The 26936-nt window shown below is 62.6% G+C and carries 21 protein-coding genes and 1 pseudogene; 9 read left to right on the top strand and 13 right to left on the bottom strand.

Annotated elements, in window-relative coordinates; genetic code table 11:
• The first annotated feature begins 2 nt into the window (after positions 1-2).
• From cobG to JFT44_RS05740, 5 genes are all read left to right on the top strand, one after another.
• Entirely contained in the window at positions 3-1301 is a 1299-nt protein-coding gene (cobG, locus tag JFT44_RS05760) for a precorrin-3B synthase (RefSeq protein ID WP_198830478.1), read from the top strand.
• Entirely contained in the window at positions 1294-1920 is a 627-nt protein-coding gene (locus JFT44_RS05755; RefSeq protein WP_057437540.1) for a precorrin-8X methylmutase, read from the top strand. Before cobG ends, JFT44_RS05755 begins: the two co-directional genes overlap by 8 nt.
• Entirely contained in the window at positions 1917-2651 is a 735-nt protein-coding gene (locus JFT44_RS05750; protein WP_370694595.1) for a precorrin-2 C(20)-methyltransferase, read from the top strand. The genes JFT44_RS05755 and JFT44_RS05750 overlap by 4 nt, the downstream gene beginning before the upstream one ends.
• Positions 2651-4288 (top strand): precorrin-3B C(17)-methyltransferase, encoded by a 1638-nt coding sequence (cobJ, locus tag JFT44_RS05745; RefSeq protein WP_198830434.1) that lies wholly within the window; start codon positions 2651-2653, stop codon positions 4286-4288. The genes JFT44_RS05750 and cobJ overlap by 1 nt, the downstream gene beginning before the upstream one ends.
• A 298-nt stretch (positions 4289-4586) precedes the next feature.
• Complete coding sequence (locus JFT44_RS05740) at positions 4587-5369, top strand: hypothetical protein (protein ID WP_120731444.1); 783 nt, start codon at positions 4587-4589, stop codon at positions 5367-5369.
• A gap of 8 nt (positions 5370-5377) precedes the next feature.
• On the opposite strand, the gene JFT44_RS05735 is transcribed toward JFT44_RS05740, so the two are convergent.
• The 13 genes and pseudogenes from JFT44_RS05735 to JFT44_RS05675 form a co-directional block, all read right to left on the bottom strand.
• The gene (locus JFT44_RS05735) at positions 5378-5974 is read right to left on the bottom strand and encodes a MarC family protein (protein WP_198830433.1); all 597 of its coding nucleotides are present in this window, start codon (positions 5972-5974) and stop codon (positions 5378-5380) included.
• A 231-nt stretch (positions 5975-6205) separates the two neighbouring features.
• Positions 6206-8983 (bottom strand): hybrid sensor histidine kinase/response regulator, encoded by a 2778-nt coding sequence (locus tag JFT44_RS05730; protein ID WP_198830432.1) that lies wholly within the window; start codon positions 8981-8983, stop codon positions 6206-6208.
• A 102-nt stretch (positions 8984-9085) separates the two neighbouring features.
• Entirely contained in the window at positions 9086-10378 is a 1293-nt protein-coding gene (gene purD, locus JFT44_RS05725; protein WP_057437548.1) for a phosphoribosylamine--glycine ligase, read from the bottom strand.
• Between the two features lie 104 nt (positions 10379-10482).
• The gene (purH, locus tag JFT44_RS05720; RefSeq protein WP_057958208.1) at positions 10483-12090 is read right to left on the bottom strand and encodes a bifunctional phosphoribosylaminoimidazolecarboxamide formyltransferase/IMP cyclohydrolase; all 1608 of its coding nucleotides are present in this window, start codon (positions 12088-12090) and stop codon (positions 10483-10485) included.
• 81 nt (positions 12091-12171) lie between these two features.
• On the bottom strand, positions 12172-12492 hold the full coding sequence (gene fis, locus JFT44_RS05715) for a DNA-binding transcriptional regulator Fis (RefSeq protein ID WP_003186237.1): 321 nt from the start codon (positions 12490-12492) through the stop codon (positions 12172-12174).
• On the bottom strand, positions 12489-13502 hold the full coding sequence (dusB, locus tag JFT44_RS05710) for a tRNA dihydrouridine synthase DusB (protein ID WP_198830431.1): 1014 nt from the start codon (positions 13500-13502) through the stop codon (positions 12489-12491). The genes fis and dusB overlap by 4 nt, the downstream gene beginning before the upstream one ends.
• 186 nt (positions 13503-13688) lie before the next feature.
• Positions 13689-14897, bottom strand: coding sequence for a DUF3426 domain-containing protein (locus JFT44_RS05705; protein ID WP_057437561.1), 1209 nt, complete (start codon positions 14895-14897; stop codon positions 13689-13691).
• A gap of 30 nt (positions 14898-14927) precedes the next feature.
• Positions 14928-15806 (bottom strand): 50S ribosomal protein L11 methyltransferase, encoded by an 879-nt coding sequence (gene prmA, locus JFT44_RS05700; RefSeq protein ID WP_057958210.1) that lies wholly within the window; start codon positions 15804-15806, stop codon positions 14928-14930.
• Positions 15807-16079: 273 nt separating this feature from the next.
• Positions 16080-17441 carry an acetyl-CoA carboxylase biotin carboxylase subunit gene (gene accC, locus JFT44_RS05695; protein ID WP_003188188.1) on the bottom strand — a complete coding sequence of 454 codons (1362 nt, stop codon included), beginning with the start codon at positions 17439-17441 and terminating at the stop codon, positions 16080-16082.
• A gap of 17 nt (positions 17442-17458) precedes the next feature.
• Positions 17459-17923: an acetyl-CoA carboxylase biotin carboxyl carrier protein gene (accB, locus tag JFT44_RS05690; protein ID WP_057437565.1), complete on the bottom strand. Its 465-nt coding sequence runs from the start codon at positions 17921-17923 to the stop codon at positions 17459-17461.
• A 24-nt stretch (positions 17924-17947) separates the two neighbouring features.
• The gene (aroQ, locus tag JFT44_RS05685; RefSeq protein ID WP_057437567.1) at positions 17948-18403 is read right to left on the bottom strand and encodes a type II 3-dehydroquinate dehydratase; all 456 of its coding nucleotides are present in this window, start codon (positions 18401-18403) and stop codon (positions 17948-17950) included.
• A gap of 300 nt (positions 18404-18703) precedes the next feature.
• Positions 18704-19213 (bottom strand): annotated as a pseudogene (locus JFT44_RS29040) (methyl-accepting chemotaxis protein); the annotation flags it as partial.
• A gap of 1506 nt (positions 19214-20719) precedes the next feature.
• A complete protein-coding gene (locus JFT44_RS05675) occupies positions 20720-22390 on the bottom strand; it encodes a PleD family two-component system response regulator (RefSeq protein WP_115127297.1) in 1671 nt (556 codons plus the stop codon).
• A 274-nt stretch (positions 22391-22664) separates the two neighbouring features.
• Here JFT44_RS05675 and JFT44_RS05670 point away from each other — a divergent pair, with 274 nt between their 5' ends.
• From JFT44_RS05670 to speA, 4 genes are all read left to right on the top strand, one after another.
• On the top strand, positions 22665-23732 hold the full coding sequence (locus JFT44_RS05670; RefSeq protein WP_057958214.1) for a DUF2333 family protein: 1068 nt from the start codon (positions 22665-22667) through the stop codon (positions 23730-23732).
• Positions 23733-23735: 3 nt separating this feature from the next.
• Positions 23736-24272 carry an NUDIX hydrolase gene (locus JFT44_RS05665; RefSeq protein ID WP_057437578.1) on the top strand — a complete coding sequence of 179 codons (537 nt, stop codon included), beginning with the start codon at positions 23736-23738 and terminating at the stop codon, positions 24270-24272.
• A gap of 182 nt (positions 24273-24454) precedes the next feature.
• Complete coding sequence (locus JFT44_RS05660) at positions 24455-24826, top strand: translation initiation factor Sui1 (protein ID WP_057958215.1); 372 nt, start codon at positions 24455-24457, stop codon at positions 24824-24826.
• A gap of 196 nt (positions 24827-25022) precedes the next feature.
• The gene (gene speA / locus JFT44_RS05655) at positions 25023-26936 is read left to right on the top strand and encodes an arginine decarboxylase (protein ID WP_029297633.1); all 1914 of its coding nucleotides are present in this window, start codon (positions 25023-25025) and stop codon (positions 26934-26936) included.

The following is a 26936-nucleotide window of genomic DNA, read 5'->3' as shown; positions in this document are numbered from 1 at the left end:
CTCTGTCCGCCAGCAAACGTCCCTCGGGTTGTCCGGGGTTGCTGCGTATTGTCCAGGCATTGGATGGCGGGATTTGCCGGATCAAACTGGCCGGTGGGGTCATCACCGCCGCGCAGGCGCTGGCCGTGGCACACGCCGCGCAGACCTACGCCGGCGGGGTGATCGAGGCGACCAACCGCGCCAACCTGCAGATCCGCGGCATTGGCCTGGAGCACGAGGGTTTGATCGCGCACCTGCTGGCCGCAGGCCTGGGCCCGACCACCGCTGCGGGCGATGATGTGCGCAATGTGATGCTCAGCCCCGGCGCGGGCATCGACCGCGACATGCTGCTGGACACCCGGCCCCTGGCGGAGCAGATTCTCGCCACCCTGCAAACCCATCCACGGTTCCATGAGTTGTCGGCCAAGTTCGCCGTGCAACTGGATGGCGGCGAAGCCCTGGCGATGCTCGAACATCATCACGACCTGTGGTTATCGGCTTACCCAGCGCAGGGCCAGACCTTGTTGGCATTCGGCCTGGCCGGTTGCCCGGGGCATGACAGGCCGCTGGGCGCCGTACCCCTGGAGCAAGGCCATGAGCTGGTCGTGGCGGTGTTGGAACTGTTTCTTGAACTGGCCCGACCCGACCAGAACCGCATGCGCGACCTGCTGACACACACGTCTGTGGATAACTTCGTCGGGCGCTTGCGCCTGCCGTTACTGCCCGCCGATGGCTATCGTCGCCGCGCCAACCCGAGCAGTTTGCGCCTGGGCACTTATCCACAGCGCCAACCGCAGCAGGTCTATGTGGCGGCGGTCACGCCATTAGGACGCCTGGACTCGAGCATGCTGCGTGGCGCCGCGCAACTGGCCCTCGAACAGGGCGACGGCACATTGCGCTTCACCCCGTGGCAAGGCCTGCTGCTGCCCAACCTGGCCCCGGACGCCGCCGTGCGCGTGACGGCGGGCCTGGCGCAATTGGGCTTCCTCTGTTCCGCCGACCAGGCCCTGGCGCGGCTGATTGCCTGCACCGGTTCCAGCGGCTGCGCCAAGGCCCAGGCCGACACCAAGGCCGACGCCCTGCACCTGGCCACGCTGCTCCAGGACCATGGCCTTGATGTGCACCTGTCTGGCTGCCCACGCACCTGCGCTGCGGCACACATTGCCCCGGTCACCCTGCTGGCAGTGGGCACCGGGCACTACGACCTCTATTTTCGCGATGCAGGCCAGCCGGGTTTCGGCCGCCTGCACGCGCACAACCTTTCTATTGAAGCGGCGGGCGCCGTGTTGCGTGCCCGTCCACGGAGCAACACCGATGATTGATTACATCCGCGACGGTCAGGAGATCTATCGCAACTCCTTTGCGATCATTCGCGCAGAGGCCAAGCTGGATCGCATCCCGGCCGACCTGGAAAAACTCGCCGTGCGGGTGATTCACGCCTGCGGCATGGTCGAGGCTATCGACGGTTTGCAGTTTTCTGAAGGCGCGGGCAAAGCCGGCCGTGAGGCCCTGGCCGCCGGTGCGCCGATCCTGTGCGATGCGCGGATGGTCTCCGAAGGCGTGACCCGTGCGCGCCTGCCTGCCAATAACCCAGTGATCTGCACCTTGCGTGACGATAGCGTGCCGGAGCTGGCGCGGGAGCTGGGTAACACCCGTTCTGCTGCCGCCCTGGAACTGTGGCGCCCGCACCTGGCAGGCAGTGTGGTGGTGATCGGCAACGCGCCGACTGCTTTGTTCTATCTGTTGGAAATGCTCGACGCCGGCGCCCCCAAGCCGGCGCTGATCCTCGGTTTCCCGGTGGGTTTTGTCGGCGCCGCCGAGTCCAAGGCGATGCTCGCCGCAGACAGCCGTGGCGTGCCGTTTGTGATCATGCAAGGCCGCCTGGGCGGCAGTGCGATGGCCGCCGCAGCGGTCAACGCCCTGGCCACGGAGGTCGAATGATGCAAGCACGTGGACGATTGATCGGCCTGGGCGTCGGCCCCGGCGACCCGGAACTGATTACCCTCAAGGCCCTGCGCCTGCTGCGCGAATCGCCGGTGGTGGCGTACTTCGTCGCCAAGGGCAAAAAGGGCAATGCGTTCGGCATTATCGAAGAACACCTGGTGCCCCAGCAGACGCTGATGCCGCTGGTGTACCCGGTGACCACCGAAGCCTTGCCGGCGCCGCTGTCCTATGAACAGGTGATCAGCGATTTCTACGACGCGGCCAGTGTTGATGTGGCCGCGCATCTGGATGCCGGGCGCGATGTGGCGGTGATCTGCGAAGGCGACCCGTTCTTCTACGGCTCCTACATGTACCTGCATGACCGCCTCGCCGAGCGCTATGACGCCCAAGTCATCCCCGGCGTGTGCTCGATGCTCGGCGGTGCCTCGGTGCTGGGTGCGCCGTTGGTGTATCGCAACCAGAGCCTGTCGGTATTGTCCGGGGTGCTGCCCCACGACGAACTCAAGCGCCGCCTGGCGGATGCCGATGCGGCGGTGATCATGAAGCTGGGACGCAACTTCACCAAGGTGCGCCAGGTGCTGGAGGAGCTGGGGCTGGCCGGGCGTGCGCTGTATGTGGAGCGCGCCACCATGGCCAACCAGAAAATCGTCGCGCTGGATCAGGTGGAGCCCATGTCTTCGCCATATTTCTCGTTGATCATCGTGCCGGGCGAAAGGTGGCAAGGGTGATGATGCCGGCGATCGTCATTCTCGGCCAGGGCAGCCTCGCCACCGCGCGCAGCATCCAGCAGGTGTACCCCGGCGCCTTGATCCACTGCCTGGCCGGCCGGGTGGAGGGCGCCGACCAGACCTACAGCGAATTTGGCGCGACCGTGCGCCAGTTGTATCAACAGGGCACGCCGATCATTGCCCTGTGCGCGGCCGGGATTGTGATCCGCACCTTGGCGGCGCTGTTGCTGGAGAAAGGCGAAGAACCGGCGGTGCTGGCCGTCGCTGAAGACGGCAGCGCGGTGGTACCGTTGCTCGGCGGCCTGGGCGGGGTGAATATCATGGCGCGGGAAATCGCGGCGGCCCTGGGGGTGGCGGCTGCGATTACCACCAGTGGTGAACTGCGCTTTGGCACCTGCCTGCTCAACCCGCCCCAGGGTTATCAGTTGGCGGACCTTGAGCTGGGCAAGCGTTTTGTCTCGGACCTGCTGGCCGGCGAACAGGTGCGCATTGAAGGCGCCGCACCATGGCTGGAGCAGGCCAACCTGCCGCAGGACCAGCAGGCGCGCCTGAGCATTCATGTCGGCAGTGCCGAGCGCGTGCCGGCGGCCAATGAGCTGCTGATCTATCCGAAAAATACTTGGGCCACCTGCCGCCCCGGCGTCGGCTTGGCCGCGCGGGTGCGCCAGGCGTTGCAGCAGGACGGCATCGCCGTGCAGTCCCTGGCGTGCCTGCTGGCCGATGACGCCGACATGGCCAGTGGCGAACTGCATGAGGCGGCGCTGGAACTGGGCGTGCCGCTGCGCTTTACGGCGCTGGCGGCAGGCCCCGATATCGTCATCCACTCGGCCGCCGGGCCCGTGGACCTGGCGCAACTGGGCCGCCCCCGTGGCCGTCTCGCCGTGATCGGCCTGGGCCCCGGCGCAGCCGAGTTGATGGTGCCGGCAGTCAAGGCAGAACTGGCGCGCTGTACCGATGTGCTGGGTTACGAAACCTATGTGCGCATGGCCGGGCCGTTTCGCGCCGACCAGGTGCAGCACTGCACCGACAACCGCGAAGAGATGCAACGGGCACGGCATGCTTTCGAGCTGGCGGCCCAGGGGCGTTCGGTGGTGGTGGTGTCTTCCGGCGACCCAGGGGTGTTCGCCATGGCTGCGGCGGTGCTGGAGGCGTTGCACGAATCCAGCGACCCGGCCTGGCAGCGGGTCGAGCTGGAGATTTTGCCGGGGGTCTCGGCGTCCCTCGCCACCGCGGCCCAGGCGGGTGCGCCGTTGGGCCATGACTTCTGCGTGATGTCGCTGTCGGACAACCTCAAGCCTTGGTCCATCATCGAGAAACGCCTGGACCTGGCCTGCCAGGCCGACCTGGCTTTGGCGTTCTACAACCCCATCTCCCGTTCGCGCCCCTGGCAATTGGGGCGTGCCCTGGAAATCGTCGCCCAGCACCGCCTCGCCGCCACGCCTGTCGTGCTGGGGCGCGATATCGGGCGCCCCGGGCAAACGCTGCGCACCACCACCCTGGGCCAACTGACCCCGGACCAGGTGGACATGCGCACCATGGTGCTGATCGGTTCGTCCACCACCTGCGCGTTCCCTCGGGTGGGCGGTGGTGAGTGGGTGTATACGCCACGCTGGTATGGCGAGAAACCGGCCTCCTGAAACGGCAGCGGCCCCGCAATGGGGCCGCTAATCTGTCAGAAAAGGCTAATCATTGATGACAGAAACCTCCGTGTTCTGCCGCGTCATTTCGCAATGCCATTAACGGTTCCTCTCTTTCAGTTGCAGAAAGTAAGCCTGCGATTATCAGGCGTCACCCCATCCCCAGTATTTACGCGGGGTGCAACAAACTCTGATTTTTCCTACGGTGAAATGACGCTCTCCGTACCCCCTGAAAAAAGTTCAATCACGCGACTAGTGTTTCTTGTAAGCCCATGTGGGTTTTTGTGGAGAAACAGTTATGGAGCGCAAACATAAACGAATCAATCTGGCTAAAAAGAACAAGCTGATCGCAGCGTACCGACTGCCGCTGAGCAGCCGGCCGGCGGGTTCGCCGGCGCCGGTGCAGGCTGACGGCGACCTGAATGGCGCGGTGATCAATAACAGTGTGTTTTCGTTTGTCGCGGGCATGAGCCGCCTCAACAAGGAATACACCCGCAAGAGTTACCTGTTGGCCAGTAGCTACGTGAGTGATGTGCTGAAAGTGGGGCGCGGCACGCAGGCCTGGTACGACGAGTTCATCAAGGTCATGGGCAACCTGGGGTGGCTGCCGATACGCAGCAGTTTCGAGCGCGTCACCACCTCCGTGAAGGGGCTGAGCGTGCAGGTGGCGGCGCTGAATATCATCACCTCCACGGTGGCCTCGACGTTTCTGTCAGGCTCCCTGGCGATGGTGCTGCCCAAATTGGCGGCGGATGCTTTCGACGCCTTGAAACAGCTGTCGGCACCCTTTGATCTGTTCAAGCGCAACATCGTCAACCATGAGGGCGGCGACTTTGGCCTGGCGTCCTGTTCCGAGGTCGACGGTGAGGTGTTGATGGTGCTGGTGACCTACAGCGCCCAGGGCGTCAGCAAGAAAGTGGGGGTGCCGTTTTTTGAATGGGACAGCTCCACGGTCGAAGCCTACAGCGGCCAGACCTGCCTGATGCTCAACCCTGCCGTGGTCAACGACGCAACCCTCCAGCAGTTGCGTGAGAGTGCGGGCGACAAGGTCTTGCTGGCCATCGCCCAATACCGGATCTGACCGGGGCCTCAGGGCACCAGGTAACCGCGTACGCCGGTAAAGATGATCTGCGCCGCCAGCGCACAGACGAACAAGCCCATCAGGCGGCTGACAATCTGCAGCCCTTGGTCGCCGAGGATGCGTTCGATGCGGTTGGACAGATACAGCACCACGCCCACTGTCTGGCTGGCCAGGGCGATGCTGAGAATGGCCATGAGCTTGTCATCCCAATGGGGCTGGCTGACACCCATTACCAGCAGTGCGCCGATGGTGCCGGGGCCGACGGTCAAGGGGATGGTCAGGGGGACGATAGTCACGTCCTGCTGCACATTGTCGGTCTGCACTGCCGACTTGCCCTGGGCCATGCCCAGGGCGGAGATAAACAGCACACTGCCGGCGCCGATGCGGAAGGCGTCCACGGTGATGCCAAATACACTGAAAATCACCCGGCCAAACAGGTAGAGCAACACGCTCGACACCAGCGTCGCCAGGGCGACCTTCCAGGCCAGGCGTCGCCGCTCCTTGCTGGAATAGCCCCGGGTCAGGCTGATAAAGCAGGACAGGACGAAGAAGGGGCTATACAGCACCAGCATCTTCAAATAAACGCTGAACAACACGTGGAGCATGGTGGGAGCTCACAGCGAAGGAAGGGCGAGGGGGAGTTTATCAGGCTTGTGGGCCAGAAGGCGCGACTGCGAACCAATGTGGGAGTGGGCTTGTGTGGGAGCTGGCTTGCCTGCGATAGCATCACCTCGGTGCAACTGGAAAACCAGGGTGCCTGCATCGCAGGCAAGCCAGCTCCCACACAAGCCAGTTCCCCCAAACCAGCTCTGGCCCCCACAGGGATGTGTGGTGATTCAGGACGTGTGCGCCTGCTCCTGCGGCTGCTCGCGCTGTGTCACCCAGTACTCCACCAGCTCGCGCAGTTGCGACAGTTCTACCGGCTTGGCCATATGCCCATCCATCCCGGCCTGGCGTGCGCGTTCCTTGTGTTCCGAGAGGATGTGCGCGGTCAGCGCCACCACCGGCGTGCGGGTGCGCTGGTTGCTGACTTCCCAGACCCGCAACTGCTGGGTCGCGGAGAAGCCATCGAGCACCGGCATTTCGCAGTCCATCAACACCAGGTCATAGCGCTGGGCCTTCATCGCCTGCAAGGCTTCCTCGCCATTGCTGGCCGTGTCGGGTTGCAGGTTGAGCTTGCCGAGCATGCCGCGAATCACTTTGGTGGAGATGCTGTTGTCTTCGGCCACCAGGATGCGGAAATCGCTGGGCACGGTGATGGTCACGGGGACGTTCGGCGCGGCATGGCGCGGCTGGACCACACCCTTGCTGCGCTGGGTCAACTCGTCGGCCAGGGTGGTCTTGAGGGTGTAGCCCGCCACTGGTTTGGCCAGGATGCGCTTGATCCCGCAGTTGCGCGCGATGATCTTGCTCGGCGCATTGCTGATGCCGGTGAGCATGATCAGCAGGATGTCGTGGTTCAGGCTCGGGTCTTCCTTGATCTTCGCCGCCAGTTGCATGCCGGTCATGCCGGGCATGTTCTGGTCCAGCAGCACCACATCGAAATAGTCGCGCAGGTGCGCCTTGGTACGCAGCAGGGCCAGGGCCTCCTTGCCCGACGGTACGGCGCTGACATTCAGGCCCCAGGCGGTGCATTGCTGCACCAGCACCTTGCGGCAGGTGTCGTTGTCGTCCACCACCAACACCCGCGCACCTTGCAGCGGGCCGTCGAGGTCCGAGGTCGGGTGTTCCAGGCGCTCCGGGTCCAGGGGCAAGGTCAGCCATAGGGTGCTGCCTTGCTGGCTGCCCGCCTTGATGCCGAACTCGCCATTCATCAACAGGATCAGCTGGCGGGCGATCACCAGGCCGAGGTGGCCGCTCAGGCGCGTGGCCGAGAGGAAGTTCTTGCTGTGCAGTTCGCTGTGCAGCAGGGCATCGCGCTCGGCGGCCTCCATCGGCACGCCGCTGTCTTGCACGGCGATGCGCAGGCGCGGTTTGCTGCTGCGCTCATCCAGGGCGACCACGATCAGCACTTCGCCTTCGTCGGTCTTTTGCAGGGCGTTTTCCAGCAGGCTCAACAGGGCCTGGCGCAGGCGTGTCGGGTCGCCACTGATGACCCGTGGCACCTGGGGCTGGATAAAGCTGATCAGCTCGACGTTCTGCTGCTCGGCCTTGGCGCGGAAAATACTCAGGCAGTCTTCGATCAGGGCATTGAGGTCGAACTGCACATCGTCCAGTTCGATCTGCCCGGACTCGAGCTTGGAGATGTCGAGAATCTCGTTGATCAGGGTCAGCAGTTCATTGCCGGCGCTGTGGATGGTCTGCACGTAGTCGCGCTGCTTGACCGACAGCGGCGTGCCCAGCAGCAACTCGGTCATGCCCAGCACGCCGTTCATGGGGGTGCGGATTTCGTGGCTGATCTTCGCCAGGAACTCGGCCTTGGCCGCAATTTCGGCATTGCTGGCAGCCAGGTCGCGGCTGAGGCTGAAGCGATCCTCGACGATGCTGCGCTGGCGCTCGCCCAGGGCCTGGCTCATCAACAGGCCGCTGACGCAGATCACCGCCAGCAAGGTGATGATCAGGCCTTGCGGCGCCACCAGGGTCAGGCCCAGCAGGGCCGGGAGGATAATCAGCGTGCCGGTGTTGAACACCACCATGGCGAGCAGGAACAGGCGTGCCGGCCGGTAGCCTTTTTGCCAGTGGTAGGCCGAGACAAACAGCATGCTCAGGCCGGCCAGCGCCACCAGGGCGTAGGTGATGATATTCAGCGGCAGGGTGTTGACGAACAGCAGCAACAGGCCGCACAGCACGATCAACAGGATGTCCGCCATCAGCAACTTGTTCAGCGGGTGCGGGCCCAATGGCGCGAAGAAACGGTAGGCGAACATCAGGCCGCATGGCGCGGTCAGCAGCAACGCCATGTAGGCGCCCGGGGTTTGCACCGCCTGCCAGTTCGGCAGCCACGGGCCCAGCAGGTTGAGCAACAGCAACAGGCTGAGCATCAGCAGCACTTCGCAGGCCGCCAGCCACAGGCTGCTGCGCGAGCGATGGTAGGCGTAGCGGGTGAGGTTGTGCAGGATCAGCATCAGCAGGCAGCCGAACAACAGGCCGTAGACCAGGGTCTGGGTCTGGTTGGCGGCGGCCTGCACGGCCGGTTCCAGGGTCAGGTAGGGCCGCAGCTCATGCTCCGAGACCAGGCGCACATACACATCCAGGGGCCTCTGGCTCTGGGGCATGGGCAGCATGAATTCGCTGCTGGGCAGTGGGCGTTCGGCCTGGGGTTGGCGGGTGCCGGTGTTGATCTGCTCGATCAGCGTGTCGCCGTCCAGCACATACAGATTGAGATGCGCCAGGTCCGGCGCGAAGACCCGCAGCACTTGCTCGTGCTTGCCGGGTTGCAGCTTGAAACGTACCCATAGCGCACCGTTGGGTTCGGCGGCGGTGATCCGTTCCAGTTCAATAGGGCTGAATTGGTTGATATAGCGTGGCGAGCGAATATCGCTCAATTGCAGGTCGGCCTGTTCATCAAGCAATACGGCCCAGCCGCTGCCTTGCGCAACGGCCTGGGCCGGCAACAGACAGAGCAGGGTCAGCAGACTGACCGTGAAGATTATGGCGATCCTGAGCCAGCGCACGGCGAAATCCCTTCGTAGGTTAATGCACGGGGTTAACTATGCGCGGGACCGTAATGGGACGGCAAGGGCCAAAGGCCCCTGCCTAGCCGAACGGATAGCTGTTTACTGACTCTCGCCCCGCTCACGGGCAATGGCGCGATAGCCGATGTCCTTGCGGTAGAAACAGCCCTGCCAGTCGATTTTTGCAGCCAGCTTGTAGGCTTGCTGCTGGGCGGCATCGACACTGGCGCCCATGGCGGTGGCGCACAGCACGCGGCCACCGGCGGTAACCACCTGGCCATCCTTGAGCGCGGTCCCGGCATGGAACACCTTGCCTTCCAGCGTCGCCGCGGCGTCCAGGCCCTGGATCAGGTCACCCTTGGCGTAGTCGGCAGGGTAGCCGCCGGCGGCCAGCACGATGCCGACGCTTGGGCGTGGATCCCACTGGGCTTCAACCTTGTCCAGCGCTTGCGCCAGGGCGGCTTCCACCAGCAGCACCAGGCTCGACTGCAGACGCAGCATCACCGGTTGGGTTTCCGGATCGCCGAAGCGGCAGTTGAACTCGATGACTTTCGGGTTGCCGGCCTTGTCGATCATCAACCCGGCGTACAGGAAGCCGGTGTAGACATTGCCTTCATCGGCCATGCCGCGCACGGTCGGCCAGATCACCAGGTCCATGACGCGCTGGTGCACGTCGGCGGTGACCACCGGGGCAGGGGAGTAGGCACCCATGCCGCCGGTGTTCGGGCCGGTGTCGCCGTCGCCGACGCGCTTGTGGTCCTGGCTGGTGGCCATCGGCAAGACGTTCTTGCCGTCGACCATCACGATGAAGCTGGCTTCTTCGCCATCGAGGAATTCTTCGATCACCACCCGCGAACCGGCGTCACCGAAGGCATTGCCGGCGAGCATGTCGCGCACCGCGTCTTCGGCTTCCTGCAGGGTCATCGCCACGATCACGCCTTTACCGGCGGCCAGGCCATCGGCCTTGATCACGATAGGGGCGCCTTTCTCACGCAGGTAAGCCAGGGCGGGCTCGATCTCGGTGAAGTTCTGGTAGTCGGCAGTCGGGATCTTGTGGCGAGCCAGGAAATCCTTGGTGAAGGCTTTCGAACCTTCCAACTGGGCGGCGCCAGCGGTAGGGCCGAAGCAGTCCAGGCCACGGCTGCGGAACAGGTCCACGACGCCGGCCACCAGCGGTACTTCAGGGCCGACGATGGTCAGGGACACGTTCTTTTCGGCGAAGTCGGCCAGTTGCTCCAGGGCCAAGACGTCGATGGCGACGTTTTCGCACTTGGCTTCAATGGCGGTACCGGCGTTGCCGGGCGCGACGAAGACTTTCTGGACGCGAGGGTCCTGGGCGACTTTCCAGGCCAGGGCGTGTTCACGGCCACCGCTGCCAATGATCAAAACATTCATTTCAAAAACCTCAAATTCTTTTAGTTGATCGTTCCCACGCTCTGCGTGGGAATGCCTCTACGGACGCCCTGCGTCCGAGGGACGCGGAGCGTGGGCGCGATCAATCAGTGACGGAAGTGGCGCATGCCAGTAAAGACCATGGCAATGCCGGCTTCATCAGCGGCGGCAATCACTTCAGCATCACGCATCGAGCCACCCGGTTGGATCACCGCAGTCACGCCCGCTTTTGCAGCGTTGTCCAGGCCATCACGGAACGGAAAGAACGCGTCCGAGGCCATCACCGAACCGACCACCTGCAAGCCGGCGTGTTCGGCCTTGATCGCTGCAATACGCGCCGAGTTCACGCGGCTCATCTGGCCAGCGCCGACACCGATGGTCTGGCGGTTCTTGGCGTAGACGATGGCGTTGGACTTAACGTACTTGGCTACTTTCCAGGCGAAGATCAGGTCGTTGATCTCTTGCTCGGTCGGTGCGCGCTTGGTCACCACTTTCAGGTCTTGGCTGCCGATCATGCCGATGTCGCGGCTCTGCACCAGCAAGCCGCCATTGACGCGCTTGTAGTCCCAGGCAGCGGCACGCTCAGCCGACCACTCGCCACAGGCCAGCAGGCGCACATTGGCCTTGGCGGCGACGATGGCGCGGGCCTCTTCGCTGACGGATGGGGCAATGATCACTTCGACGAACTGACGTTCGACGATGGCTTTGGCGGTCTCGGCGTCCAGTTCGCGGTTGAAGGCGATGATGCCGCCGAATGCCGATTCGGTGTCGGTGGCGTAGGCCAGTTCGTAGGCCTGGCGGATCCCGCCTTCAGCGTCCGGGCTCACGGCCACGCCGCACGGGTTGGCGTGCTTGACGATCACGCAGGCTGGCTTGACGAAGCTCTTCACACATTCCAGCGCGGCGTCGGTATCAGCCACGTTGTTGTAGGACAGCTCTTTGCCCTGCAGTTGGGTCGCGGTGGCGATCCCCACTTCGGCAGGCTTGGCTTCCACGTAGAACGCCGCGCTCTGGTGCGGGTTCTCGCCGTAGCGCATTTCCTGGGCCTTGATGAACTGGCTGTTGAAGGTACGCGGGAACTGGCTGCGGCCTTCAGTGCTGAGGGTCTCGGCGGCCTGGTTCACGGTGCCCATGTAGTTGGCGATCATGCCGTCATAGGCCGCCGTGTGTTCGAAGGCCTTGAGCATCAGGTCGAAACGCTGGGCGTAGGTCAGGCCGCCAGCTTTCAGGCTTTCCAATACTTGGGCGTAGTCGCTGGCGTTGACCACAATGGCCACGTCTTTGTGGTTCTTGGCTGCCGAGCGCACCATGGTCGGGCCGCCGATATCAATGTTCTCGATAGCGGTCGGCAGGTCGCAGCCTGGCTTGTTGATGGTGGCTTCAAACGGGTAGAGGTTGACGGCCACCAGGTCGATCGGCTTGATGCCGTGCTCGTTCATGATGGCATCGTCGATACCGCGACGGCCGAGGATGCCGCCGTGGATTTTCGGGTGCAGGGTCTTGACCCGACCGTCCATCATTTCTGCGAAACCGGTGTAGTCCGCGACTTCTACTGCGGCCACGCCGTTGTCCTGCAGCAGTTTGAAGGTCCCGCCCGTGGAGAGGATTTCCACACCCAGGGCTTCCAGCTCCCGGGCAAATTCGAGGATCCCGGTCTTGTCGGAAACACTGATCAAGGCGCGGCGGATCGGCAGGCGGGTAGTCTGGTCGGTCATCTCAATTTCCATCAAAAGCAAAGGAGTCAGCAAAAAAGGCGACCGGTTTTACGCGGGCGCCTTTCTGGTTTGATTGAATGCTTACAGCAAATCGTACTGTTTGAGCTTCTTGCGCAGGGTCCCACGGTTCAGGCCCAGCAGCTCACTGGCTTTGGTCTGGTTGCCCTTGACGTAGTTCATCACGCTTTCGAGCAAGGGCGCCTCGACTTCGGAGAGCACCAGGTTGTACACATCCGTGACGGCCGCGCCCTCAAGGTGGGCGAAATAATTGTGCAGCGCTTTCTCGACGCTCCCGCGAAGGGTCTGGCCTTCTTCGCTCGGCGTGTTGAGGTGCTGTTTCAAATTGACGTTGTCGCTCACGGGTGTTGTTCCACTCACTAAAGTCTCGGTCATCATCGTCATGCGGCCACCCCTTCTCCGTCCCCTGCTCTCAGGCTCTTGTCTCGTTCGGCAAAGAACTCACGAACGGCGGTGACCTGTGCTTGCGTTTCATCCAAACGATTGAACCCGGTGCGAAACTCTTTGGCGCCGGGCAGGGTTGCGAGGTACCAACCCACATGCTTGCGAGCAATGCGCGCGCCCATCACGTCCCCATAGAAGACGTGCAGGGCGGCCAGATGCTCTAGCAGAATACGTTCCACCTCGATCAGCCCCGGTGCCGGCATGATTTTGCCGGTACGCAGGAAATGCTCGATCTCACGAAAAATCCATGGCCGCCCCTGGGCGGCCCGGCCGATCAACAGGCCATCGGCACCGGTTGCGTGCAATACGCGCCGGGCTTTCTCGGCCGAGTCGATGTCGCCGTTGGCAAAGACCGGAATCGACACTGCCTGCTTGATCGCGGCAATGGTGTCGTATTCGGCCTCGCCGGTATAAAGGTCAGCGCGGGTGCGGCCATGCACCGCCAATGCTGCAATGCCTGCCTGTTCGGCGATCTTCGCCACCGTCAGGCCGTTCTTGTTGTCCCGGTCCCAGCCGGTGCGAATCTTCAGGGTAACCGGCACATCCACTGCACCCACCACGGCGTGCAGGATCTCGGCCACCAACTGCTCATCCTTCAACAGGGCGGAACCGGCGGCCTTGTTGCAGACCTTTTTTGCCGGGCAACCCATGTTGATATCAATAATTTGTGCACCCAGCTCTACGTTGGCTCGGGCTGCATCCGCCAGCATTTGCGCATCACCGCCGGCGATCTGCACCGAGCGGGGCTCGGGATCACCTTCGTGGATCATGCGCATCCGCGATTTGCGGGTGTTCCACAAGCTCATGTCGCTGGTGACCATTTCCGAGACTACAAGCCCTGCCCCCAAACGTTTGCACAACTGACGAAAGGGCTGGTCAGTGACGCCCGCCATCGGGGCGAGAATCAAAGCGTTTGGCAATGTATATGGGCCGATGCGTACCGCCGACATAGGACTTCCCTGTTGTGGGGCCGGATCATTAGAGTTCGAAAAAGGGTTGGCATGATACCCGCTCTCGATGACTGGTTAAAGGCTGAATTGGATAAAATCTGAGCAGTTATTTTCTTATCGCCAGCGGTTTGGTCGTGGACGAGCAAGTCAATAACCTGCCGTCCGAACCTTGACGCGCGCAACCAATCACTCGGGGGAGTGGAAACTCAAACTGTAGTTCACGGCCTTGTTGCCTGGGTCGAGAATGTCCAGGGCGATATGGATCGGGGTCTGGGACGGCATCTCGGTCTGGCCGGCCAACTCGCCGCTGAGGTATTCGGCGGGTTTGAAGCGCCGGCTGGCGATCATCCGGCCATTTAGGTCGGCAAAGCGCAGCTCCAGCAGCGGGAACGGCTGGGAGAACGTCGCACGGTTATAGATGATGGCATCCACCACCAGCGCGCCGGCAAACTCCGGATGGCTGCGCACCACCAGGTTGCTGCTCTTGATATGGGCAATATCCACCCGCGACGGCACGGTACAGCCCAGTTTCGGGCACAGTTCCTGGAACCATGGGCGGTACTTGTCCTGGCGGGCCAGGTCGTCGAACTGGTAGGCAATGTACTGGCCGGCGAGGGCGGCGGCGGCCAGCAGCACCAGGGTCAGCCAGAGCAGGCGGCGGCCCCAGCCGGCGGGGCGCTTGCCGGCGTAGAGGTGCAGCGGGTCGTCTTCCAGGTCCTGCAGCATCTCGTCATGGACGTTGCCCGTGGCGCGTGTGCGCTTGCGGCGTGGTTCAGGCTCGGGTTCGTCCGGCTCGCTGCTGAGCGTTGGTTCGGGCGACTCGAGAGCGTCGTCGGCACGCAGCACAGGCTCATCGTCCACCTCGTGAATGTCGAAGGACATCGAGGGCTCGGTACGCTGGGGCTTGCCCGTGGGGGCCGGGGCTGGTTCGACGGTTTCCTCGGTGTGGGCGATTGTCGCAGCCCGTTCGTCCGGCGGGTCGCTGAACAGGCTGGCGGCCCACTGTTCTTCTTCAGCCTTGACCGTATCGCGGCTGGCGATCATCGACTCGTCTTTTTGCCGACGGTCCGCGCCGGCCTGGCGGCGGTCGCTGCCCTGGGGCTGGGTGTGTTGGATCTCCCGGCGCTCAAGCTTGGCCAATTCTTCGTCGAGGTTCAGGTGGTCCAGGTCCAGCTCTTCGGCGGTCCATTGCTTCTGGCTGATGGCGCGTGGCGGGGCTTCGGCAGCCGGCGCTTCAGGCGCGTGGGCGCGTTGCTCCAGCAGTTGCCGGGCGGCATTGAACACTTGCAGGCACGAGCCGCAACGAACCACACCACGGGCCACGCTCAATTGAGCATGGCTGGCGCGGAAGCGGGTTTGGCAATGCGGGCACTGGGTGACGAAACTGTCGGTCATGCGGCCATCCGATTCATGCAGGCGCTCATTCTAGCGCCGACGACCGCTGATGCGTACCCAGCCATCGCGGTTGGCGATGGGGTCCAGGTCGAAGTCCTGGGCGTAGGCGGCGGCGACTTCTTCGCCCTGCTCGGCGAGGATCCCCGACAGCGCCAGGCGCCCACCGGGCCTGACCAGGCTCGACAGTTGCGGAGCCAGCGAAACCAGCGGCCCGGCGAGGATATTGGCGACCAATACATCGGCCTGCACCTGAGGCAATTGCTCCGGCAGGTACAGTGGGAATTTGCCTTCAGGAATGTTGTTGCGCCCGGCGTTATCGCGGGAGGCCTCCAGGGCCTGCACGTCGATATCGGTACCGACGGCTTCCTTGGCGCCCAGCAACAGCGCGGCGATGGCCAGGATGCCCGAGCCGCAACCGAAGTCCAGCACGTTGCAGCCTTGCAGGTCCTGGCCGTCGAGCCATTCCAGGCACAGGGCGGTGGTCGGATGGGTGCCGGTGCCGAACGCCAGGCCCGGGTCCAGCAGCAGGTTGACCGCCTCAGGCTCCGGGGCCGCGTGCCAGCTTGGTACGATCCACAGGCGCTGGCCGAAACGCATGGGCTGGAAGTTATCCATCCAGCTGCGCTCCCAGTCCTGGTCTTCGATCACTTCGCTATGGTGCTCGGGCAGCGGGCCGCCGGTCAGCAGTTCCATATGGGCAAACACGCTGCTGGCGTCGGTGCCGTCTTCGAACAGGGCCAGCAAGTGGGTGTGGGACCACAACGGCGTGGTGTTCAGCTCAGGCTCGAAAATCGGCTGGTCTTCGGCGTCCATGAAGGTCACCGACACGGCGCCGACTTCGAGGAACGCGTCTTCATAGGTTTCGGCTTGTTCTGGGCTGATGGCGAGACGGACTTGCAGCCAAGGCATGGCGGGCACCTTTGAAAAAATGAGTGTGCAGCGGGGTGGGGCTGCGAAAGGGCGCAAGTTTACGCGAGAGCAGGCCAGAAGACGACACCACTGACAGCACGGGAGCCAAATGTGGGAGCTGGCTTGCCTGCGGTGGCGGGGTGTCAGCTTGCTCATCAGTGCCTGGCCTACCGCTATCGCAGGCAAGCCAGCTCCTACAGGGTTTTGTGGTGTTCTTGTGTGCGCATAAACGACAAAACCGCCCGAAGGCGGTTTTGTGGGTGGAGCACAAACTTACTGGTTGGCCAGCTTGTGTTCCAGGTAGTGAATGTTCACACCACCTTCGCAGAAGCCTTCATCACGAACCAGATCCCGATGTAGAGGGATGTTGGTCTTGATGCCGTCGACCACGATTTCGTCCAGGGCATTGCGCATACGGGCCATGGCCTCGTCGCGAGTGGCGCCCCAGGTGATCAGCTTGCCGATCAGCGAGTCGTAGTTGGACGGAACCTTGTAGCCGCTGTACAGGTGCGAATCGACGCGAACGCCGTTGCCGCCTGGTGCATGGAAATGCTTGACCAGGCCTGGACTCGGGATAAAGGTTTTCGGGTCTTCGGCGTTGATCCGGCACTCCAGGGAGTGACCGTGCATCTTCACGTCGTCCTGGGTAAAGGACAGCACGTTGCCAGCGGCGATGCTCAGCATCTCCTTGACGATGTCGATACCGGTGACCATTTCCGAAACCGGGTGCTCTACCTGCACACGAGTGTTCATCTCGATGAAGTAGAAGCGGCCGTTCTCGTAGAGGAACTCGAAAGTCCCGGCGCCACGGTAGTTGATATCGATGCAAGCCTTGACGCAGCGTGCCAGGACTTCCTGACGTGCTTTTTCATCCAGGCCCGGTGCCGGAGCTTCTTCCAGGACTTTCTGGTGACGGCGTTGCAGCGAGCAATCGCGGTCGCCCAGGTGGATGGCGTGGCCCTGGCCGTCGGACAGTACCTGGACTTCCACGTGACGTGGGTTGGTCAGGTACTTTTCCAGGTAGACCATCGGGTTGCCGAACCAGGCACCCGCTTCGGAGCGAGTCTGCTTGGCCGCTTCGATCAGGTCTTCTTCCTTGTGCACCACGCGCATGCCGCGACCACCACCGCCGCCGGCGGCCTTGATGATCACCGGGTAACCGACTTCGCGACCAATGCGCAGGGCGGTTTCCTCGTCTTCCGGCAGTGGGCCGTCGGAGCCTGGAACGGTTGGCACGCCGGCTGCGATCATCGCGTCCTTGGCCGACACCTTGTCGCCCATCAGGCGAATGGTCTCGGCTTTCGGGCCGATGAAGGCGAAGCCGGATTTTTCCACCTGTTCGGCGAAATCGGCGTTTTCCGCGAGGAAGCCGTAGCCAGGGTGGATGCCGTCAGCGCCGGTCACTTCAGCCGCGGCGATGATGTTCGAGACCTTCAGGTACGAGTTCGTGGCCAGTGGCGGGCCAATGCAGATGCTTTCGTCCGCCAGTTTCACGTGCATCAATTCGGTATCGGCCGTCGAGTAAACAGCGACGGTCTTGATGCCCTCTTCCTTACAGGCGCGCAGGATCCGCAGCGCGATCTCGCCGCGGTTGGCGATCAGGACTTTTTGCAGTTTCTTCGCAGGTTTCAACATCGAAGGCGCTCCGCGGTTCAAACGATGGTGAACAGCGGCTGGTCGTACTCAACCGGCTGACCGTTTTCTACCAGGATGGATTCGATGACGCCGGCTTTTTCGGCCGTGATGTGGTTCATCATCTTCATCGCTTCCACGATGCAGATGGTGTCGCCCACTTTCACGGTCTTGCCCACTTCAACGAAGGCTGGCGAGGTCGGTGCCGGGGTGCGGTAGAAAGTACCGACCATTGGCGACTTGACCACGAAACCGTTCAGCGCAGGGGCAGCAGGTGCGGCAGGTGCAGCGCTAGCAGCAGGTGCGGCGGCTGGAGCAGCAGCGGCAGGCGCCGGCGCTTGCATCTGGGGTGCGTAGAACTGTTGGGCCGGGGTCTTGCTGTGACGGCTGATCCGTACGGATTCTTCGCCTTCCTTGATTTCCAGCTCGTCGATACCGGATTCTTCCAGCAGTTCGATCAGTTTCTTAACTTTACGGATATCCATGAATCATCAACTCCCAAGGGTCGGTCAGGGGCGTTTAGCCTGTTCTTCAATGTGTTCCAGGGCGGCCTCCAGGGCCAGTCGGTAACCGCTGGCGCCAAGGCCGCAGATCACTCCTACCGCTACGTCGGAGAAGTAAGAGTGATGGCGGAAAGCTTCGCGTTTATGCACGTTCGATAAATGCACTTCGATGAATGGGATGCTCACCGCCAGCAGCGCGTCACGTAAAGCAACACTTGTGTGCGTAAAAGCGGCGGGATTGATCAGGATAAAGTCCACGCCTTCGCTGCGCGCGGCGTGAATGCGATCAATCAATTCATACTCGGCATTGCTTTGCAGGTAGAGCAGATGGTGGCCGGCTTCACGGGCCCGTCGCTCCAGATCGAGGTTGATCTGTTCGAGGGTGACTGCACCGTACACACCCGGTTCGCGGGTGCCGAGCAGGTTCAGGTTGGGTCCGTGCAGAACCAGTAAGGTCGCCATCGGCTGTTCCTTGTTATTGATGTGGGTACGTCAGAACCCGGCGACTATGCCGCAAAGCCTTTGTGACTGTCCAGTTCTCTGCAATAGCCAGCACGATTAGCGAGGATTGCGCAAAATTTGTGACTAGGGCCTTGGATCCGGTCATTGGTAACACGGTTGCGAGTACACAGGAGATCAAATGTGGGAGCGGGCTTGCTTGCGAATGCGGTGGGTCAGTGATGGATAGGTTGACTGATACACCGCATTCGCGAGCAAGCCCGCTCCCACATTTTTGATGTCCGTCTGATTTGGAGGATGGAATCAGACGCGAAATGCCTGCACGGCCGTGTTGAGCTGCCCGCCGAGCACCAACAGATGCTCGCCCTGGCGGCGGCCTTGGCCAATGCGCAGCAGGTTGTCCTCACCCAACTGGTGGATGCGCTCGCTATTATCGCGGATCTCACTGACCGCGCCGCTCTGCTGGGCCGTTACATCGGCAATCCGGATGGCTGTGTCGGAAATGGTCTGGATCGCGCCGACGATTTCGTCCAGTGCGCCGTCGGCCGCTTCGGCTTGCTGGGCGGTGGCTTCGGCGTGTTCGACCTGGGCGCGCATGCCTTCCACCGATTGCCGTGCTGCGGTTTGCAGGCCGGCGATCAAGGTCTGGATCTCGGCGGTGGCGCCCGCCGTGCGCTGGGCCAGGGAGCGTACTTCGTCGGCGACCACGGCAAACCCACGCCCGGCCTCGCCGGCGCGGGCGGCTTCGATGGCGGCGTTGAGCGCCAGCAGATTGGTCTGCTCGGCAATCGAGCGGATCACCGTGAGCACGTTGCCAATGGTCGCGGACTCTTCGGCGAGTTTCTCGATCATTTGCGCATTGCCCTGCACTTCGCCCACCAGCGCGTGCAGGCCGGTCAGGCTCAAGCCGATCACCCGTTGCCCATGCTCCACGGCCTCGCCGGCGCTGCGGCTGGCCCCGGCGGCCTGGCTGGCGTCACCCGCGACCTGCTGGATAGTGGCCTCCAACTCGCCCAATGAATCACGGATTTGCGCAGTGTCCCCGGCCTGGCGTTCGGCGCCGTCATGCAGGCCGCCGCTCAGTTCGGCCAGGGCGCGGCTGCTGCCGGCCACTTGCTCGGCATTTGCGCGAATAGTGCCCACCAGGTTCACCAGGTAAGTCCGCAGGCGATTGAGCGAGGCTTCAATATCATGCAGTTCACGGTTGGTTGCACCCAGGGCGATCTCCTGGCTGAAGTCGCCCTCGGCCCAGGTCGACAGGGCCGGCGCCAGGCTGGTCAGCACCCGCGCCAGGCGCCGTTGCAGGGTGTCGATGAGCAGGGCGATCATCAGGATCAGGCCAATCATTACGCCCTGGATCACCCGCACTTCGCCCTGGATTCGAGCGTGCTGGGCGCGCACTTCGGGCTCCAGCGCAGCAATGGCGTGCTGCACGGTGTTGATTTTCAGGTGGGTGGCGGCGGCCAGTTCGGTACGTTTCTGGATTTGCTCGCGGGTCCGCGCCAGTTCGGAAGGGTAGCGCATGAGCAGGCTGTTGAGCTCGCGCTTGAGGCCCACGCCGGTGTCTTCGGCGACCGTGGTTTCGCTGCTTTCCAGGCCCATCAGCGCCGAGAAATCATCGCTGTTGGAGGCGCTGCTGGCGGTCACGCCCAACAGCGGTAGCTGCTCAATCAAGTCCGCCTGGCTGCGGATGTTGGCCAGTTCACGCTCCACATCGGCCGCCAGTTCGCTGCGCCCACTGCTCACCAGTTTGTCTCGCGCCAGGGATAGCCGGCCCAGATGCTGCGCAGCGGCGAGCAGCGGTGGTAGATAACGCGCCGCGTCCGGTGAGCTGACGCCGATGGCGTACTGGCTCAGTTGCTCCAGATTGGCCCCCAGCTCCCGCTCGGCTTGCAGCAGCAAGGCTTGTGGGTCGCCGGCCAGCTTGCCGGCGGCCAGCAGGTCGGTCTTGCTGAAACCCTCAAGGTCCAGCAAGCCGGGGCGCAATTTTTCGCTCAGCTCAGGCGGCAGTTCGTCCAGGTTCAGCGCCAGGCTTTCCAGGCTCTGGCCGGCAGCGCTCAGGCGCAAGGCATCGCCGCTGGCCAAATAGTCGTCGATATTGCGCGCGGTCTGGTTCTGGAAGGCTTGGGACAGGCCCAGATAGCGCTCCATCAGCACATAAGGGCGTTCAAGCGCCCGTTGCGACCACCAGAGCGTAGCGCCCAGGGCCAGGCAAACGGCGACCAGCAGAAGGGTATTGAGATTTGTCAGCAGCTTCAGGCGCATGCGTGGTTTCAACCAACGGCGGAAGAATAAGTGCCTGAAGTTATTGCGTTTTCGTTACAGCGTTATGACGGACTGAGTGGAATCCGATGAAAAGGTGGCACTTTGCCTTGATGTGCCTGCGGCGTGTACGCGATTACGCCCGGCGTCCTTGGCCCGGTACAGCGCTTCGTCGGCCTGGGCGGCCATCATCAGGCTGTCGGAGCCGTCGCACAGCTCGACCACTCCGGCGCTGAAGGTGCACCACAAGTCCTGGGGCTGGGCCGGGTAGTGGATTTCGGCAAAGCGCCCCCGGATTTCATCGAGCACTTTGCAAGCGGCGTCCAGGTCGGTGTCGGGCATCACGATGGCGAATTCTTCGCCGCCGTAACGGCCGATGTAGTCGGTCTTGCGCAGGCGCTGCTTGAGAAACAGCGCCAGGCTCTTGATCACGCGGTCGCCCATGGGGTGGCCGTGGCTGTCGTTGACCCGCTTGAAGTGGTCAATGTCGAGCATGGCAAAGCTCAACGGCTTGTTCTCGCGGCGCGAGCGGAAGCTGCAGTCTTCCAGCAGTTGCAGGATATGGGTGTGGTTGTACAGGCCGGTCAGGCTGTCGCGCACCATCCGCGCCTTGAGGTGGCGGGCGCGGGCGGCGCGGTTGCGCACGGTGGTGATCAGGTGGCGCGGCTTGATCGGCTTGGTGAGAAAGTCGTCGCCGCCTTCGCTCATGGCGTCCAGCTGTTTATCCAGGTCATCTTCGGCCGACAGATAAATGATCGGCACGCTGACATAGCGGTCATTGTGGCGGATCACCTTGGCCAACTCGGTGCCGGTACAGGCTGGCATATACATGTCGAGGATGATCAGGTCGGGCTGGAAGTCCGCCAGCTCGGCCATGGCCTGGATCGGCTCGATCAGGGTGCGGGTGACGATCCCGGCGCTGTTGAGCAGGCGCTCGGTGTGCATCGCCTGGGCGCGGGAGTCGTCGATGATCAACACTTTATAGGGTTCGTACTGGGCGACGCAGGTCAGCACCTCGATTTTTTCCAGCAGGCTCGACGCCTCCAGGGTCCCGGTAAGGAACTCCTGGCCACCGGCGCGCACGGCGGCCAGGCGGGTGGGGGTGTCGGTTTCGTGCAGGCTGAAGAACAGCAGCGGCAGTTTCTGCTCCAGGCCTTCCTGGGCTTCGGCGGCCAATTTCAGGCCCAGGCCGGCGCCACAGAAGTCCACGTCCATCACAATCGCCGCCGGCAGGCGTTCGGCCATGGACGAACGGAAGGCGGCCACGCTGTCCAGAGACTGCGCACTCAAACCAAAGAATTCCAGCTGCTTGGCCAGGCGCTCGGCGCGGTCGTGATCGGCGAGCATCACGTAGATCGGCTTGCGCATCGGCGGCAGGAAGGTCTGATCCAGCTGGTCGCCCTGACGCAGACCGGTCCGCGACAGGCGCTGCATCAAACGGTTGAGGTCGGTGATCAGGTGACTGCTCAGGCGGCCGCGGTTTTCGTCCACGGCTTTAAGCGACTCGATGATGTGCCGGGCCAGTTGGCCATGCTCGGGTTGTTCGAAGCGTTCGGCAAAACGCAGCAGGCGCAGATTGGCCTCGCTGAGTTCATTCAATTCGGCGTTCGACCATTCGCTGCGCTGTAAACGCTGCCAGATCTCAAGAATTTGACGCGCCTGATGAATTACCCGCTGGGCAAAGTGGTGCTTGAGACGCTCACGACTGGGGTCTTCTGGCTCGGTCATATCCTGACTACTAGGTAAGGGTGCATGCTGAGGTCGACTGGTGGCTCTATGCTAGCACCTCTTTTCATTCGCACGAGTGTCATACGTCAATTAACTGCAGCGTCCTGTGGATTCATTTGCTGACCCTTGGGTCGCGTAGGCGCATCGGCGCCCATCCTTTATAGTTGAGTGCCAGCTTTACGCCACCTTGATTAAAAGCCCCGCACCGACGGGCACGATGGGGTAGGGTTGTGGTCGTAGCTATTGAACTCAAGTGACTGAAAGGATATCCGCCATGCTGGACTGGAAAAACCGTGCAGGCAGCGCCCCAGGCCCAAGCCCTGCGCCCAAGTCGGCCTCCCGCAGCTATTTTCGTAATCTGTTGATGAGCCGTGCCCTGATGACCCTGGTGGTGATTTACCTGTTGGTCACCGGTGGCCTGGGCTGGTATTGGAGCCAGGAGCCAGCGTTGTTCCCGGTCCAGCAAAATGCGCAAATTGCCGCCGAAAAAGACGGCAAACAAATGGTGCTCGGCTTTACCACTGTCGAAACCGTCAAGACCGTGGTGGGTACCCTGCTGAACAAGCCTGGCGGTTATATTTCCAATGACCGCTTCCCGCCTGGGTTGTGGATGGACAATATGCCCAGCTGGGAATATGGCGTGCTGGTGCAGGTGCGTGACCTGACCCGTGCCCTGCGCAAGGACTTCGCCCGCTCGCAATCGCAATCGGCCGAAGACGCCGACCTGGCCAAGGCCGAGCCGCGCTTTAACTTCGACAACAAGAGCTGGGTGCTGCCCTCCAGCGAATCGGAGTACCAGGAAGGCATCAACTCCCTGAACCGCTATCAGGCGCGTCTCTCCGACCCCAACCAGAAAGGCGCGTTGTTCTACGCGCGTGCCGACAACCTGAACAACTGGCTGGGCGATGTTGCTACCCGCCTCGGTTCGTTGTCGCAGCGCCTGTCGGCCAGTGTCGGCCGGGTCAAGCTCAATACCGCGCTGAAAACCGAAACGCTGGCGCCGGGCGAAGTGCCGCAGCTCGATGAAGAAGTGGTGGAAACCCCATGGATGCAGATCGACAACGTGTTCTACGAGGCCCGCGGCCAGGCCTGGGCCCTGTCCCACCTGTTGCGCGCCATCGAAGTCGACTTTGCCGACGTGCTGGCCAAGAAAAACGCCACCGTCAGCGTGCGCCAGATCATTCGTGAGCTGGAGGCGTCCCAGGAAACCCTGTGGAGCCCGATGATCCTCAATGGCAGCGGCTATGGCGTATTGGCCAACCACTCGCTGGTGATGGCCAACTACATCTCCCGCGCCAACGCGGCGGTGATCGACTTGCGTCAACTGCTGAACCAGGGTTGAGTCATGGTCGATAGCGCCAAGGAGGTCGCGCACCGCGCGGCCTCGGATGCCGAACACATCGCCTGGGTCGACGAGCAGGACAACCTGCTCGGCGCCCTGGTGCGTGCTGACCTGCGCGAGCGCGGGCTGATCGGGCGCGGCACCTACATCATGCTGTTTAACTCAAAGGGTGAACTGTGCGTGCACCGGCGCACCCTGAGCAAAGCCATCTATCCCGGTTATTGGGACGTGGCGGCGGGCGGCATGGTCGGGGCTGGCGAGACCTACGAGCAGTCGGCCGCCCGTGAGCTGGCAGAAGAATTGGGCGTCAGCGGTGTAGAACTGACCGCCCACGACCACTTCTTTTTCGAGGATACGGGTAACCGGCTCTGGTGCTCGGCGTTTTCTGCGGTCTGGGATGGGCCGCTGCAGCTGCAGCCCGAAGAGGTGCTGGAAGCGCGTTTTATGTCCATTGAGGCAGTCCTGGCCGATATCGAGCAAAAGTCCTATTGCCCCGACTCCCTGGCCGCCTTAAAACGCTATCTGGCGGCGCGTCGCTAAAGTTGCATAAATTGGCGCCATTTGGCTCTTAGCAAGTAGGCTTTTTGCCGTTACACTGCGCGACTTTTCAAGCCGAACTGCCTTGGCGGTTCGGTAGCGCTGCCCCTGCCTGAGTGGGGCTTCGCGGTTGGTGGCCGGTTGACGGGCACTGATCAGTCTTCATCCTCCCAAGAGGATTGCCGGTGGCCAAAAAAGCCGCATCCTTCGCCGCCCTTGGTGGCCTGGTGTTTTCCACCGACGCAGGTCGGCATTGCCCGGACTGTCGCCAGCCCGTGGACGCCTGTACCTGCAAACAGACCCTGATTCCCGATGGTGACGGTATTGCCCGCGTACGCCGCGAGAGCAAGGGCCGTGGCGGCAAGACGGTGACCACCATCACCGGCGTGCCTCTGGCGGCCGAGCCACTCAAGGAGTTGGCCACCGTGCTGAAAAAGCGCTGTGGCACCGGTGGCGCCCTGAAAGACGGGATCATCGAAATCCAGGGCGATCACGTCGAGTTGCTGTTGGCCGAGTTGATCAAGCTCGGTTACAAGGCGAAGAAATCCGGCGGCTAGCAGCCTCTGTGAAACCCGCACCGACGAGCGCGCTCGTCGTCTCCATGGTTTCACAGAGCCTGTTCCTGACCGGTGTCTAAACTCTGTCCTGCGAGCGGGGTCTACCTCTCTCACAGGCAAATCGTCATTTTCACTCTTTAGACTGCGCCAGCCTCTGACTTGGGTGGCGCTCTTCGACTTTATATAGGGGACTTCGATGTCCGTACGACGCACACGCAAAGACGATGGCAGCCAATGGACAGTTGCGGACAGCCGCAGTGTTTACGGGATTCGCCATTGGGGGGCCGGATATTTCGCGATCAATGATGCCGGTCGCGTTGAAGTCCGTCCGAACGGCCCGAACAGCTCGCCCATCGACTTGTACGAGCAAGTGGACGAGCTGCGCAAAAGCGGCCTGTCCCTGCCGTTGCTGGTGCGCTTCCCGGATATCCTGCAAGACCGCGTGCGCCAGCTGACCGGCGCCTTCGACGCGAATATCGAGCGCCTGGAATACCAGAGCAAATACACCGCGCTGTACCCGATCAAGGTCAACCAGCAGGAAGCGGTGATCGAGAACATCATCGCCACCCAGGACGTGTCCATCGGCCTGGAAGCCGGCTCCAAGCCTGAGCTTCTGGCGGTGCTGGCCCTGGCACCGAAAGGCGGCACCATCGTCTGCAACGGTTACAAGGACCGTGAGTTCATCCGCCTGGCGCTGATGGGCCAGAAGCTGGGCCACAACGTGTTTATCGTGATCGAGAAAGAGTCCGAAGTGGGCCTGGTGATCGAAGAAGCCGCCAACCTCAAGGTCAAGCCACAGGTCGGCCTGCGGGTGCGCCTGTCGTCCCTGGCGTCGAGCAAGTGGGCAGACACCGGTGGTGAGAAGTCCAAGTTCGGCCTGTCGGCGGCGCAGTTGCTGTCGGTGGTCGAGCGCTTCCGCGCCGCCGGCCTGGACCAGGGCATCCGCCTGTTGCACTTCCATATGGGCTCGCAGATCGCCAACCTGGCGGACTACCAGCACGGGTTCAAGGAAGCCATCCGTTACTACGGTGAACTGCGCAACCTTGGCCTGCCGGTGGACCACATCGACGTCGGCGGCGGCCTGGGCGTGGACTACGACGGTACCCACTCGCGCAACGCCAGTTCGATCAACTACGACATGGACGACTACGCCGGCGTAGTGGTGGGCATGCTCAAGGAGTTCTGCGACGCGCAGAACCTGCCGCACCCCAACATCTTCTCCGAAAGCGGCCGCTCCCTGACCGCTCACCACGCCATGCTGGTGGTGCAAGTCACCGACGTCGAGAAACACAACGACGACGTGCCGGTGATCGAGAACAAGGAAAGCCTGCCGGAAACCGTGCAATGGCTGGTTGACCTGCTGGGCCCGACCGACATTGAAATGGTCACCGAAACCTACTGGCGCGCCACCCACTACATGAGCGACGTGGCCGCCCAGTACGCCGACGGCAAACTGACCCTCGCGGAAAAAGCCCTGGCCGAACAGTGCTACTTCGCCGTGTGCCGCCGCCTGCACAACTCGCTCAAGGCCCGCCAGCGCTCGCACCGCCAGGTGCTGGACGAACTCAATGACAAGCTGGCCGACAAGTACATCTGCAACTTCTCGGTATTCCAGAGCCTGCCGGACACCTGGGCCATCGGCCAGGTACTGCCGATTCTGCCGCTGCATCGCCTCGACGAAGAGCCGCTGCGCCGTGCAGTACTGCAAGACCTGACCTGTGACTCCGACGGCAAGATCAAGCAATACGTCGACGAGCAGAGCATCGAGACCAGCTTGCCGGTGCACGGTTTGAACGAAGGCGAAGATTACCTGCTGGGCATCTTCCTGGTGGGCGCCTACCAGGAAATCCTCGGGGACATGCACAACCTGTTCGGTGACACCGACTCGGTGAACATCTACCAGCGCGACGACGGCACCGTCTACAGCGCCGGGATCGAGACCCACGACACCATCGAAGACATGCTGCGCTACGTGCACTTGTCGCCGGAGGAGTTGATGACCCACTACCGTGACAAGTGCGCCAGCGCGAAGATCACGGCGGCGGAGCGTACGCAGTTCCTGGATGCTTTGCGCCTGGGCCTGACCCGCTCCTCGTACCTGTCTTCCTGA

This window comes from Pseudomonas sp. MF5691 (genome assembly GCF_016405645.1).
Lineage (GTDB): Bacteria > Pseudomonadota > Gammaproteobacteria > Pseudomonadales > Pseudomonadaceae > Aquipseudomonas > Aquipseudomonas shahriarae.
Note: the sequence above shows the minus strand (reverse complement) of the source record. Positions and strands in the feature narration are given on the sequence as shown.